Origin of the sequence: Streptomyces sp. NPDC090499, assembly GCF_044769305.1 — a bacterium.
Taxonomy (GTDB): domain Bacteria; phylum Actinomycetota; class Actinomycetes; order Streptomycetales; family Streptomycetaceae; genus Streptomyces.
This window is the reverse complement of sequence record NZ_JBIVXP010000009.1, coordinates 272,866-285,615: the sequence shown is the minus strand read 5'-3', so window position 1 is coordinate 285,615 and position 12,750 is coordinate 272,866. Positions and strand designations below refer to the sequence as shown.

Annotated in this window: 12 protein-coding genes; 6 read left to right on the top strand and 6 right to left on the bottom strand. The window is 72.4% G+C overall.

The annotated features are described in order from the left end of the window. Positions 1-6: 6 nt before the first annotated feature. Genes ACIQVL_RS30925 through ACIQVL_RS30915 form a run of 3 tightly spaced genes read right to left on the bottom strand, consistent with a single transcriptional unit; the run spans position 7 to position 2,903 of the window. Positions 7-1,032 (bottom strand): phosphotransferase family protein, encoded by a 1,026-nt coding sequence (locus ACIQVL_RS30925; RefSeq protein ID WP_403476966.1) that lies wholly within the window; start codon positions 1,030-1,032, stop codon positions 7-9. Continuing rightward, positions 1,029-2,555, bottom strand: coding sequence for a class I adenylate-forming enzyme family protein (locus ACIQVL_RS30920; protein ID WP_403476965.1), 1,527 nt, complete (start codon positions 2,553-2,555; stop codon positions 1,029-1,031). The genes ACIQVL_RS30925 and ACIQVL_RS30920 overlap by 4 nt, the downstream gene beginning before the upstream one ends. A gap of 15 nt (positions 2,556-2,570) precedes the next feature. Further along, positions 2,571-2,903: a hypothetical protein gene (locus ACIQVL_RS30915; protein ID WP_403438848.1), complete on the bottom strand. Its 333-nt coding sequence runs from the start codon at positions 2,901-2,903 to the stop codon at positions 2,571-2,573. A 102-nt stretch (positions 2,904-3,005) separates the two neighbouring features. On the opposite strand from ACIQVL_RS30915, the gene ACIQVL_RS30910 reads away from it, so the two are divergent. Further along, positions 3,006-3,779 (top strand): enoyl-CoA hydratase/isomerase family protein, encoded by a 774-nt coding sequence (locus ACIQVL_RS30910; protein ID WP_403438850.1) that lies wholly within the window; start codon positions 3,006-3,008, stop codon positions 3,777-3,779. A gap of 82 nt (positions 3,780-3,861) precedes the next feature. Then, a complete protein-coding gene (locus ACIQVL_RS30905) occupies positions 3,862-4,872 on the top strand; it encodes an LLM class flavin-dependent oxidoreductase (protein WP_403476964.1) in 1,011 nt (336 codons plus the stop codon). Positions 4,873-4,905: 33 nt separating this feature from the next. On the opposite strand, the gene ACIQVL_RS30900 is transcribed toward ACIQVL_RS30905, so the two are convergent. Further along, on the bottom strand, positions 4,906-6,183 hold the full coding sequence (locus tag ACIQVL_RS30900) for an amidohydrolase family protein (protein WP_403476963.1): 1,278 nt from the start codon (positions 6,181-6,183) through the stop codon (positions 4,906-4,908). Positions 6,184-6,427: 244 nt separating this feature from the next. Here ACIQVL_RS30900 and ACIQVL_RS30895 point away from each other — a divergent pair, with 244 nt between their 5' ends. Beyond that, the gene (locus tag ACIQVL_RS30895) at positions 6,428-7,906 is read left to right on the top strand and encodes an aldehyde dehydrogenase family protein (RefSeq protein WP_403476962.1); all 1,479 of its coding nucleotides are present in this window, start codon (positions 6,428-6,430) and stop codon (positions 7,904-7,906) included. A gap of 66 nt (positions 7,907-7,972) precedes the next feature. On the opposite strand, the gene ACIQVL_RS30890 is transcribed toward ACIQVL_RS30895, so the two are convergent. Continuing rightward, positions 7,973-9,145 (bottom strand): thiolase family protein, encoded by a 1,173-nt coding sequence (locus tag ACIQVL_RS30890; protein WP_403476961.1) that lies wholly within the window; start codon positions 9,143-9,145, stop codon positions 7,973-7,975. A 98-nt stretch (positions 9,146-9,243) separates the two neighbouring features. Between ACIQVL_RS30890 and ACIQVL_RS30885 the strand changes: the two genes are divergently transcribed. The 3 genes from ACIQVL_RS30885 to ACIQVL_RS30875 are packed head-to-tail and all read left to right on the top strand — an operon-like array spanning position 9,244 to position 11,932. Further along, positions 9,244-10,368 (top strand): acyl-CoA dehydrogenase family protein, encoded by a 1,125-nt coding sequence (locus tag ACIQVL_RS30885; RefSeq protein WP_403438859.1) that lies wholly within the window; start codon positions 9,244-9,246, stop codon positions 10,366-10,368. Positions 10,369-10,392: 24 nt separating this feature from the next. Further along, a complete protein-coding gene (locus tag ACIQVL_RS30880) occupies positions 10,393-11,157 on the top strand; it encodes an SDR family NAD(P)-dependent oxidoreductase (protein WP_403438861.1) in 765 nt (254 codons plus the stop codon). Positions 11,158-11,173: 16 nt separating this feature from the next. After that, entirely contained in the window at positions 11,174-11,932 is a 759-nt protein-coding gene (locus tag ACIQVL_RS30875; RefSeq protein WP_403438863.1) for an SDR family NAD(P)-dependent oxidoreductase, read from the top strand. Positions 11,933-11,985: 53 nt separating this feature from the next. On the opposite strand, the gene ACIQVL_RS30870 is transcribed toward ACIQVL_RS30875, so the two are convergent. Continuing rightward, positions 11,986-12,723 (bottom strand): hypothetical protein, encoded by a 738-nt coding sequence (locus ACIQVL_RS30870; protein ID WP_403438865.1) that lies wholly within the window; start codon positions 12,721-12,723, stop codon positions 11,986-11,988. Between the last annotated feature and the right edge of the window lie 27 nt (positions 12,724-12,750).

Here is a 12,750-nt window from a genome sequence, read left to right as displayed (position 1 = left end):
GAGCGACTACCGCAGCAGTTCGGTCGCCTCCGCCAGCAGCACAGGCAAGGCCGGCCCCATCCGCCGATGCATCCCGGTCAGCCGCCCCGCCTTCCGCCCCCGTTTGATCAGCAGGGCCGTCGCCGCCGCCTCCTTGTACTTCGTCAGCGCCTCGAACCAGGGCATGTCACGCAACGGCTTGCCACGCGTCTCCTGGTATGCGTCGATCAGCTCCGCCTTGCCCGGCATTCCGGTCGGCTCCGGTGACACGGACGCCGGATGACGCGCCTCGTCCGTGAAGAAGGTCAGCCAGGTGATGTCGACGCGGGGGTCGCCGAGTGCCCAGATCTCCCAGTCGATGACCGCGTTGACCGTGTCGGCGTCGCACAGGGTGTTGCCGAGCCGGTAGTCGCCGTGGGTGAACACCGGCATCATCGCGGCGGGCACCGTCGCCCGCAGCCGTTCCTCGACGGCCTCGCAACCGGCGCGCAGATCCGCGGGGACGGTCGTGAACGCACGTGCCCAGCGGTCGATCTCGGCGCCGAGGGTGACAACGGGCTCCACCGCCAGGGGCGTTCGCTTGGGATCCGCGCGGTGCAGACGGGCGAGCATCCGGGCGGCGTCGAGCGCGCGGGCCCGCACCTGTCCGGCGGGCACGGTCCCGCGGGGCACGAGCACCGGTTCCACGCACTGTCCGGGCACCAGCTCCATGGCCATGAACGGCTGGTGGGCCGTCGGGGCGCCCTTGTCGGAGAAGAGCACCTTCGGCACGCGGACACCGGGCACCCCGGCCAGCACCTGCATGAGCCGGGCCTGGCGCAGGACGTCCCGGTTGCGGACCGGTTCCAGGCCGGGCGGGGCCACCTTGAGGACGACGCGCTCGTGACCGGCGGGGGCACCCGTCAGCGTGGCCACGTACGTGAGGCTCGACGTGCCGCCGGCGAGCGGTTCGACCGACTCCACCGTGGCCCCGGGCGCCCAGTCGCGCAGGGCGAGGGCCGTCCGCCGCGTCAGCTCCGCGGTGAGGTCCGCGCTGTCGGCGACGACGCTCATGCGCCGGCCCCCGTCCGGTTCCCGGTCTCGGCGGCGAGCGCCTCGACGATGTCGCGGCGGATCAGTTTGCCGGTCGGGGTACGGGGCAGTTCCTGCCAGCGGGTGATGCGCTCGGGCGTCTTCGAGCCGCGCAGCGTGGCGCGCACCTCGGACCGCAGGACCTCCGGGTCGACGCTCCCCCCGTCGCGCAGCACGACCACCGCCTCGATGCGCTGCCCCCACTCGTCGTCGGGGAGGCCGACGACGACCGCGTCGAGCACGTCCGGGTGGCCGAGCAGGACGTCCTCGATCTCGGCGGGTGCGATGTTCTCGGCGCCGCGGATGATCGTGTCGTCGGCCCGGCCCTCGATGTGGAGGTAGCCGTCGCGGTCGAGGCGGCCCCGGTCGCGGGTGTGGAAGAAGCCCCGCTCGTCGACGGCGGAGCCTCCTCCCGCGTACTCCCCCGAGACCTGTTCGCCGCGTACCCAGATCTGCCCGGTCTCGCCGGGGGCCGCCGACGCGCCGGCCGGGTCGCGGACCTCCAGTTCGACGCCGGGCACCGGCAGTCCCGCCGAGCCGAGCCTGGCCCGGACCGCGGGATCGTCGCTCGCGACGGCCGTTCGGTGCTCCTGCGGGCCCAGGACGGTGATGGTGGAGGACGTCTCGGTGAGCCCGTAGGCGTTCACGAAGTCCACGTGCGGCCAGGCCCGCAGGGCGGCCTCGACGACCCGGACCGGCATCCGGGCCCCGCCGTAGGCGAGCGTACGCAGCGAGGGCACCGACCGGTCGAGGCCGTCGGTGTCCATGATGCGGGCGAGCATCGTCGGGACGACCATCGCGTGGGTGATCCGCTGCTCGCGCACCAGGCCGAGCCAGCCGTCCGGGGAGAACTGCTCCAGGGTGAGGGCCCGGCGCCCGGCGTACAGGTTCGTCAGCACGTTGGACACGGCGGCGATGTGGTACGGCGGGACGCTGACCAGCGCGGCCTCGTCGGGGCCGGCTCCGGCGAACTCCACGGTGCCGAGGACGTAGGAGACCAGGTTGTGGTGGCGCAGCAGCACGCCCTTCGGGGCGGCGGTCGTGCCGCTCGTGTAGATGAGCACGGCCGGGGTGTCGGGAACCGGGTGGTCGTCGGCCGCGCCGGCACCGGAGTCGGCGTGCCCGGCGGCCTGGGCGAGCCACTGGGCGGGGCTGTGGACCGGCAGGCCCGCGCGGCGCAGCGCCGCGCCGTGGGCCGGGTCGGCGATGCCCAGCGCGCGGGGGTGGTGGGCCAGCAGGGCGTCGAGCTGGGCGTCGCCCAGGCGGTAGTTGACCGGCACCAGGGGCACTCCGGCGCGGGCCGCCGCGAGGAGCGCGACGGGGAGGGCCGGACCGTTCACCGCGAGGTACACGATCGCGTCGGCCCCGGCCGCGCTGATCGACTCCGCCCCGCCGGACACCAGTTCGCGCAGTCGTGCGGCGGTCAGGCCGTCGTCCGCGCGGCCCACGAGGACCCGGTCGCCGAAACCCTCGGCCGCCATGTCCAGGAGCATCGATATGTTCACGGGCCGGCCCGCCCCTCAGTCCGAGGCCGGCAGCGGCTTGGCGGACTTCATCGGCAGCGGGACGCCGTTGACCGTCAGCGTGCCGGGTCCCGCCTTGGTGCACAGGAGTTCCACGCCGAGGTCGTCGTCGGCGTACCGCTTCCCGAGCAGTGAGCCGGCTGTCGGTCCCGTCGGTCCGGGGGCGGTCGTACCGGTGGCGGCGGCTCCCGCCGCGTGCCCGTTCCCGCCGGCCTCGACCATGGCGGCTCCGCCGCAGCCGATCTCCAGTTCCTCGTCCGGGCACCGCACGACGATCACCGCCGTCGTGTCGACCGTACTGGCGAGCATCTGCCCCACGCGTGGCCTCATCGCAGTGTCCTCCGCGGCTCTCGTGGCGCCGAACCCGCGGCGCCGAGTAACCAGAGAAAAGTATACTACTTTTCTCGATCGCGTCGAGAACGGAGCTGCCGGATGGAATTCGAGACCGTCCTGTTCGAGGTGACCGACCACGTCGCCACCGTCACCCTCAACCGGCCCGAGGTGATGAACGGATTCAACCAGCGGATGCTGGCGGAGTTCGCCGACCTCTGGGACACCGTCAAGCGCGACGACGACATACGCGTCGTCGTGCTGCGCGGGGCGGGTGACCGGGCGTTCTGCACGGGGATGGACGTGAAGGAGGGGATCGACCGCCACCCCAACGTCTGGTCGCAGACGGATCCCGGCGAGTTCCTCTCGCCGAAGCAGAACCAGGTGTGGAAACCCCTGGTCTGCGCGGTGCACGGGATGGCGGCGGGGGGCGCCTTCTACTGGCTCAACGAGGCGGACATCCTGATCTGTTCAGAGGAGGCCACGTTCTTCGACCCGCATGTCAGCTACGGGCTCACGGCGGCCCTCGAACCCATCGGGCTGGCCCGGCGTGTCCCTCTCGGCGAGGCGCTGCGGATCGCCCTGCTCGGCCTGGACGAGCGCGTGTCGGCGGCCCGCGCACTGCAGATCGGCCTGGTCAGCGAGGTGTTGCCGCGCGAGGAGCTGTGGGACCGCGCCGACGGCATCGCCCGCCTCATCGCGGCGAAGCCGCCGGCCGCCGTCCAGGGCACCGTCCGCGCGGTCTGGGAGTCGCTCGACTCGACCCGCACCCAGGCGCTGCGCACCGGACTGTCGTACACGCAGCTCGGGAACCCGGTCGGGAAGGCCGGGATCGACCGTGCCGCGGTGCCCCGGGGGAACTGGACGCTGCGCTGACGACTTCCCGCCGGCACTTAAATAAGTGTACTTTTTTGACTGATGTCAGATGTCACGTCGAGGTGCTCAACGGGAGGCTGTCATGCGGTTCGGTATGCCCTGGCCCGGCCGGGACGTCGGACGGGAGGCCGAGCAGGCCGGCGTCGAGGCCTTCTGTGCGGGCGAGTTCGCCGACCACGACGCCTACCTCACGGTGGCCGACATCGTGGCGCACACCGAGCGGGCGTTGGCGGGCCCGGCCATCGCCTACGCCTTCGCCCGCACTCCCTACGCCCACGCCACCGCCCTGCGCCAGCTGCATACCCGGGCACCGGGCCGGCTGTTCCTCGGGCTGGGCAGCGCGGCGTTCCGGATCAACCGGGACTGGCTGGGGGTGCCGGCGGAGCGGCCGGTGGCCCGGATCGCCGAGACGGTGGGTGCCGTACGGGCCTGGCTGCACGCGGAGAACGGCGAACGGGTCCGCTACGCAGGCGAGTTCTACGACCTGGACGCCGACGTCCGGGCCCCCGTGCTCGGCCGGCTGGACATCCCCGTCCTGCTCGCCGCGTTCAACGCCCGCATGGCGGTCACCGCGGGCCGGGCCGCCGACGGCGTCATCGGGCACGGGCTGTTCACCGCCTCCTGGTGGAACGACGTCGTCCGGCCCGCGGTGGCCCGGGGGGCGGGCGACCGCGGCCCGGCGGAGCCGCGTCCGCTCGAACACGGCTGGATCATCACGGCGGTCGACGACAACGCGCCCGAACGCGCGATCGCCGACGCCCGCCGCATGATCGCCTTCTACCTCACGGTCCGGACGTACGACCCCTTCGTCGCCCACCACGGCTGGCAGGAGCCGGTCGCCCGGCTGCGCCACGCCTTCCGGGCCGGTGACACCGACGCCATGGCCCGGGCGGTCACCGACGAGATGGTCACCGGGATCGCGGTCTGCGGTACGACCGCCGACGCGAAGGACGCCCTGGCCCGGCGCGCCGGCTCGCTCCCCCGCGACATCGGCTACTTCGCCCCGCCGAGCTTCATGGTGAGCCGCGGCCGGCGCGCCGCGTACGCCCGGGCCGGGCTGGCCCTGGTCGGCGCCGCGCCGGATGCGGACTGAGCCGTCAGGCTCCCCGGGGCACCGGCGGAGCCGTCAGGCTCCCTCGGGCACCGGCGCCAGCTTGCGGCTGGTGTCGAAGCCGACGACCTTCGCGAGGGTGCCGCCGAGGATCGCGGCACGGTCCTCGGCGCCCACGCCCTCGAAGTTCTCCGCGATGCACTCCTCGCTGCTGCGGAAGGTGCCCTCGGCGTGCGGGTAGTCGTTGCCCCACATCACCGTCGACAGGCCGGTGATGTGGCGGGCCTTGACGGCCGTCGGGTCGTCGGCGAACTGGACGTGGATCTGGCGCCGGACGTACTCGGTGGGCTTGAGCGGGTAGGGCCACTTGTCGTTGATGGCGAACAGCCGCCCCATGGAGTGCTGCTCGGTCGGGGGACGGTTGTCGTCCCAGAAACCGAGCCACCAGTCGGGGTCCTGGCCGGTGCCGGTCTTCCACGCCTTGTCCATGTAGCCCATGAAGGAGACCAGCCAGCCGGCCGTGTACTCGATCAGGTTGAAGTGCAGGCCGGGGAAGCGCTCGCACACCCCGCCGCCGACCAGGCTGGCGATGATGCCCTGCGGTCCGGCCACGGCCGAGCCGACCGCGCTGCCCATGGTGCGGCCGGCCACCATGTCGTCGGTCAGGTTGCCCTTGCCCATGTTCATGGCGTTCATCAGACCGCGGACGGTCAGCGCCGTCTCGGACACCTGCTCCTTGACCTTCACCCCGCCGGTCGCCACGTGGATGAAGACCGGCAGCCCGTGCGCCTGCGCGGCCGCCCAGACCGGGTCGTACTCGCGCGCGTAGTACGGCAGCGGCGGGATCTCCGGCAGCAGCAGCGCGCCGATCCCGAGGCGGGCGACCCGCTCGATCTCCGCGACCGCCGCGGGCACGTCGGTGAGCGGGATCGCGGCGGTCGGCCGCAGCCGGTCCCTGTACGGCAGGTACCGCTCGACCAGGTAGTCGTTCCACACCCGGGCGTGCGCCATGGAGAGTTCGTGGTCGTCCGTGAACAGGACGAACAGCGAGAGGTTCGGGAACATCACCGAGGCGTCGACGCCGTCGGAGTTCATGTCCCGGATGATGTGCTCGGGATCGCCGTCCGGGGTCTCCCCGCCGGTCTGCCGGTACTTGGAGATCGTCCAGCCGTCGAACCCGATGGTGTGCAGCTTCTTGAACTCGGTGTGCCCGCCCTCGACGATCGGCTCGTCGAGGGTGAACTCCTCTTCCCACAGGGCGCGGTCGCGCAGCCCCTTCGGCAGCCGGGTCTTGAAGAGATCGACCGGCTCGATGATGTGCGAGTCGCCGGAGACGACAAATTCCTTGAACACAGGCGGTACCTCTTTCGAACCTCGTCGTTCGTCGCAGAAATCCAACCCGCTGATGCTGCCGAAGTTAGCTGTACCGACCGGTCGAGTCAATGATTCAGCATACGGATTGAGCAGGCGGTTTCCGCGCGGAAGCCTGACGCCTTGCTGACAAAGGGAAGTCTTCGACCCTCTTCCCGTGATGCCTCAATTAAGTACACTCAAATCCGCAGGTCTGGGTATCACCGCAGGCGACCAGGAGACCGACATGACGACGCCGTACGCGTTCTCCGCGCAGCTCTACATCGACGGGCGGCGCACCGACGGACGGTCGGACACGCCGATGACCGTCCGCAATCCCGCGACGGAGGAGACGATCGCCGAGGTCCCCGGCTCCTCGCCGGACGACGTCGACGAGGCCGTGCGGGCGGCCCGGCGCGCCTTCGACGAGGGACCGTGGCCGCGGCTGAAGCCCGGGGAACGCGCCCGCGTCCTGCTGCGCATGGCGGACGCGATGGAGCGCCGGCTGCCCGAGCTCGTCGCCGTCAACATGGCGGAGGCGGGTTCGGTCCGGGCCCTGGCCGAGACCCTGCAGACCAGTGTCCCGGTGGCGCATCTGCGGGACATGGCCGAGCGGGTGATGCCCGGGTTCGCCTGGGAGCGTCCGACGGACCCCACGATCACGCCGGGCGCCGGCATCTCCCAGGGGGTGCTGCGTCGCGAGGCGTTCGGGGTGTGCGCGCTGGTCTCCGCCTACAACTTCCCCTTCTTCCTCAGCATGATGAAGGTGATCCCGGCGCTGGCGGCCGGCTGCACCGCCGTGCTCAAACCGGCGCCCACCACCCCCCTGGAGTCGCTGCTGATCGGCGACTTCGCGGACGCGGCCGGGCTGCCGCCGGGCGTCCTGAACATCGTGACCGGTGACGTGGCGGAGGGCCGGGCGCTGACCACCCACCCCATGGTGGACCTGGTGAGCTTCACCGGCTCCGACACGGTCGGCCGCACGGTCTACGCCCAGGCCGCCGCCTCGCTGAAGAAGGTCGTCCTCGAACTCGGCGGCAAGTCGGCCAACATCGTCCGCGCCGACGGCGACCTCGACGGGGCGGTCCGCGCCGCGCTCACGGGCATCACCGCCCATGCCGGACAGGGCTGTTCGCTGCTGACCCGCACGCTGGTCCACGAGTCCGTCCACGACGAACTGGTCGCCCGGCTGACCGCGGCCCTCGCGCGGGTGAAGGTCGGTGATCCGGCCGACCCGGCCACCACCATGGGCCCGCTGATCAGCGAGGCCCAGCGGGGCAAGGTCGAGAAGCTGATCCGCGTCGGCGAGGAAGAGGGGGCCCGTCTCGTCTGCGGCGGCGGCCGACCCCCCGGCCTCCACCGCGGCTACTTCGTCGAACCCACGCTCTTCGCCGGCGTCGACAACTCCATGACCATCGCACGCACCGAGTTCTTCGGCCCCGTCGGCGTCGTCATCCCCTTCGCCGACGACGAGGAGGCGGTGCGGATCGCCAACGACAGTCCCTACGGTCTGGCCGGCGCCGTGTGGAGCGCCGACACCGTGACCGCGTACGAGATGGCGTCCCGTATCCGGACCGGCGCGGTCGCCATCAACGCGAGCAGTGCGGGAGTGATCCCCCGGGCCGCGTTCGGCGGCTACAAGCAGAGCGGACTGGGCCGGGAGTGGGGCGAGTTCGGCCTCGACGAGTACCTGCAGACCAAGACGGTCAGCTGGGCGGCACGCTGAGAGCGGTCGGCCGGGGCGGCACGCCGGGACACGTGCCGCCCGTGCCGTTGCCCGACGGTCGACCGGTCACACCGTCAGGACCAGTGCCGAGCCCATGCCGCCGCCCGCGCACATGGCGGCGACCGCGGTCCCGCCGCCCCGGCGGCGCAGTTCGTGCGCGAGGGTCACGACCATGCGGGTGCCGGTGGTGGCGATCGGGTGCCCGAGGCTGCAGCCGCTGCCGAACGGGTTGACCCGCTCCGGGTCGAGGCCCAGCTCGCGGGTGGTCGCCACGGCCACGGCCGCGAAGGCCTCGTTGACCTCGAACAGGTCGACGTCGCCGATGCCGAGCCCGGCCCGGTCGAGGGCCTTGCGGATGGCCGCGACCGGCGCGAGCCCCGTCTCGACGGGGTCCACTCCCACGCTCACCCAGGACCGTACGGTCGCGATCGGGGTGAGCCCGTGCGCGGCGGCCAGGTCCGAGCCGGCGACGACGACCGCGGCGGCGCCGTCGTTGACGCCGCTGGAGTTGCCGGCCGTGATGGAGAACCCCTCGATCTCGGGGTGCAGCACCTTCAGCGCGGCGAGCTTCTCGGCGCTGGTGTCGCGGCGCGGGTGCTCGTCGGTGTCGAAGACGGACGCGGTCCCGTCCCGGCCGGTGACCGGTACGGGCACGATCTCGTCGGCGAACCGGCCCTCGTCGACGGCGCGCACGGCCCGCTCGTGGGAGCGCAGCGCCCAGGCGTCCATCTCCTCGCGGGTGAGCCCGGCCAGCCGGGCGGTGTTCCAGCCGACGAGGACCCCCATGTCGTCGTTGGGCGCCTCGGGCGTCGGCACATGGGTCGGCGCCGTCCAGGGGTCCTGCCAGTCGTCGGTGCCCGGGATCCGCCGCCGGGCCAGCGGGGCGGTGGACGAGGAGTGCGTGCCGCCCGCGATCACGGCCCGGTCCATGCCGGCCCGTACACCGGCCGCGGCGGTGGCCACGCTGGCCAGTCCGGAGGCGCAGTGCCGGTTGTGGGCCAGGCCCGGGACATGGGTCAGGCCTGCCCGCAGGGCCGCGTGCCGGGCGATGTCGCCACCGCCGGACAGGGACTCGCCGAGGACGACGTCGTCGATCGCCTCGGGCGGCAGTCCGCTGCGCAGAGCGGCTTCGCGGACGACGAGGGCGGCGAGTTCGAAGGCGTCGGTGTCCCGCAGGCTCCCCCGGCGGGCGGTTCCGATGGCGGTACGGCACGCGGAGAGAAGAACGGCATCAACCATGGAATTAAGAGTACTCAACTCGTCGATCGATCGACAGGTCGCGGCCGATGTGGCCCATGAATCTCGACCGCCCGAAAAAAAGAGGATACCTTGCTCGGGTGAACTTCGAGCTCAGCGAAGAGCAGGACCTCCTGCGTGCGGCGTCGCGCGAGCTGCTGTCGGAGCGGGCCCCGATCGCGCACGTGCGGGCCTGGGCGGACCGTGCGGAGGACGTCGATCCCGAGGTGTGGCGGCTGACGGCAGGCCTCGGCTGGCCCGGACTCGGCCTGCCCGAGGAGTACGGCGGCGCCGGCCAGGGCCTGGTCGAACTCGCCCTCGTCTCCGAGGAGATGGGGCGCGCGCTCGGCCGGGGCCCGGTCACGCCCACCGCCGTGGCCGGCCGGGCGCTCGCCGCCACGGGGTCGGCCGCACTGCGCGCCGAGGTGCTGCCCGCGCTCGCCGCGGGCTCGGACTGGGCCACCTGGGCCTTCGCCGAACCGCACGCCCCGTGGTCCCTGGACGGCATACGGGCCACGGCCCGCTCCGCCGGGGACACGGTCGTCCTGGACGGGGTGAAGACGGCGGTGCAGGACGCGGGCGGCGCCCGCTGGTTGCTCGTCACCGCACGCCAGGACGGAATCCCGGCGTCCTTCCTCGTCGACCGTACGGCCCCCGGGGTGACCGTCCGTCGGCAGCGGGTCCTGGACCTGACCCGCTCGTTCCACGAGGTCCGGTTCGAGGGCGTGCGCGTGCCGCCGGACCGCCGGCTCGGTGCCGGGCCCGGCGAGATCCAGCGGCTGCTGGACGAGGCGTCGGTGCTGCGCTGCGCCGACGCGCTCGGGGTGATGGCGCGCATGCTGGAGCTCACCGTCGGACACACCACGTCCCGCGTCCAGTTCGGCCGGCCCATCGGCACCTTCCAGGCCGTCAAGCACGCCTGCGCCGACATGGCGCTGCGGGTGCACGGCGCCCGCGCCGCCACCTGGTACGCGGCGATGGCCGCCGACGCGGGCGCCGCGGACGCCGGCCGGGCCGCCTGCGCCGCCGCCGCGTACGTGGCGGCCGCGGCGGGCGAGGTCGCGGGCCGGGCCCTCCAACTGCACGGCGGCACCGGCTTCACCTGGGAACACGAGCTCCACCTCCACCTGCGCCGGGCCAGGGCCGACAGCGTGCTGCACGGCGATGCCGCCGTCCACCGCGACCGGCTGTGCACCCTTCTGCGGGCGTCTCCCGCACCCGCGTGAGCGGACGGATCCGAAAGGTTCTCCATGGAGATCAAGGGAAAGAAGGCGGTGGTGTTCGGCGGCGCCTCCGGCATGGGCCGGGCCACCGCCGAACTCCTCGCGGCCCGCGGCGCCGACGTCGCGGTACTGGACCGTCCGGCGTCGGCGGGCGGGGAGGTCGCCGCCGCGCTCGGCGGCAGCTTCCACCCCGTCGACGTGACCGACTTCGCGGCGGCCGAGAGCGCGCTGGACGCGGCCGTACAGGCGCTGGGCGGGCTGCACGTGTCGGTCACGACGGCGGGCGGCGGCAGTGTGCGGCGCACCCTCGGCAAGGACGGTCCGCACGACCTGGAGACCTTCCGGCGGGTGCTCGACCTGAACGCCGTCGCCACCTTCAACATCAGCCGGCTGGCCGCCGCGCACATGAGCCGCAACGAGCCCGAGGAACCCGACGGCGAACGCGGAGTCATCGTCAACACCTCCTCGATCGCCGCCTTCGAGGGGCAGATCGGACAGGTCGCGTACTCCGCGGCCAAGGCGGCCATCGCCGGCATGAGCCTGACGATGGCCCGGGATCTCGGCTCCCTCGGCATCCGGGTCGTCGCCATCGCGCCGAGTCTGTTCGAGACCGGTGCCACCGAGAAGATCCCCGCCGAGACGCGGGCCGCCCTGGTGAAGGACGCCGCGTTCCCGCGGCGCCTCGGCCGGCCCGAGGAGTACGCGAGGCTCGCGCTGGCGGTCGTGGACAACCCGATGCTGAACGGGCAGTGCCTGCGCCTGGACGCGGGCCAGCGGTTCGGACCGAAGTGACGGAGGTGGGACTCTGATGCCGGACAGCACACCGCACCAGGGCAGGGTCGCCCTGATCACCGGCGGCGGCCGGGGCTTCGGCAAGGCGTTCGGCGAGGCGCTGTCGGCGCTCGGGGCGCACGTCGTGCTCGCCGACATCGACGGCGACGCCGCGGCCGAGGCGGCCCGGGAGCTGACCGCACGGGGCCGGGGCGCGACCGGGGTCGCCTGTGACGTCGCCGACGAGGACGGCGTCGGCGCCGTGGTGGACGCCATAGCCGCACGCCACGGCGGACTCGACATCCTGGTCAACAACGCCGGTCTGCACGCCGCCTACAACAAACCCTTCGCCGAACTGGGCCTGGCCAAGGTCCGGCGCGTGGTCGACGTCAACATCATGGGCACCGTCATCTGCACCATGGCCGCCCGCGACGCCATGAAGGGCCGTACCGGCGCCTGCGTCGTCAACATCTCCTCGTCGGCGGCCTACGCGAACCGCAGCATCTACGGCGTGTCCAAGCTCGCCGTGCGCGGTCTGACGGTGTCCTTCGCGCGGGAGTTCGCCGCCGACGGCATCCGGGTCAACGCCATCGCGCCGGGCCTGATCTTCACCGACGCGGTGCGGGCCCAGCTCTCCCCCGCCGAGGCGGAGCGTGTCCTCGGGGAGCAGATCCTGCCGCAGGAGGGCCGGGAGGAGGACGTCGTGGAGGCGCTGCTCTACCTGGTCTCCTCGAAGGCGTCCTTCGTGACCGGTGAGACGCTGCGGGTGACGGGCGGGTTCGCGCTCTCCGTCTGACGGCATGGGCTGTGGCCGTGACCCCGGTGCGGGTCACGGCCACAGGCATGCGCTCAGACGGCCACCGGCCGGGCCTCCGGCCGGCCGGCCAGTTCCTGCTCCTCCGACCTGATCGCCTTGAGCAGGACGTAAGGAGTGGCGATCTTCCAGACGAAGTACGTCAGCGAGGGGATCGTGTTCGCGAGGACGCCGTTCCAGGCGAACGGCCCGCTGTGGACGACGAAGACGAAGGCTCCGGGGATGAGGAGCACGCCCAGCGCGATGCTCAGCCAGCCGTACCACTTGGGGAAGACCTGCTTGTCGCGGTGGTCGACGAACGCGGTGCAGCCGATCGACCAGACCTGGAGGACGAAGATGCACGCGTTGCCCACCAGCATGAGGTTGAAGGTGTCGGTCAGCGCGGCCAGCACGTCGGGCGAGTGGATCTCCGGCCGGTACGCGGCGGCGGAGAGGATGGCGAGGGGGAAGAAGAAGCCCAGCGGGGCGACCACGCCGGTGGTCAGCTGGATCATGGACAGCAGGCCCCAGCCGCCTTCGACGCGCTTCATCTGAAGGCTCGTCACGACGACGTACGGGTACTCGAAGGGCACGGCCAGCACCATGATCACGGTGCACCACAGGATTCCGGTGCGGTGGTCGTGCAGGAACGTGACGAGGTCCGCGGGGCTCATCTGCGGGTCCACCGGGGTGAGGAGGTGGCCCGCGCCGAAGGCGGCGATGAAGCCGATCAGCAGGACGACTCCGCACCAGGCCGAGATGCGTTCCAGTCTCAGGTAGAGGTCTCTTCTCAACTGCGGCTCCCTTGTGGGCCGGCCGGC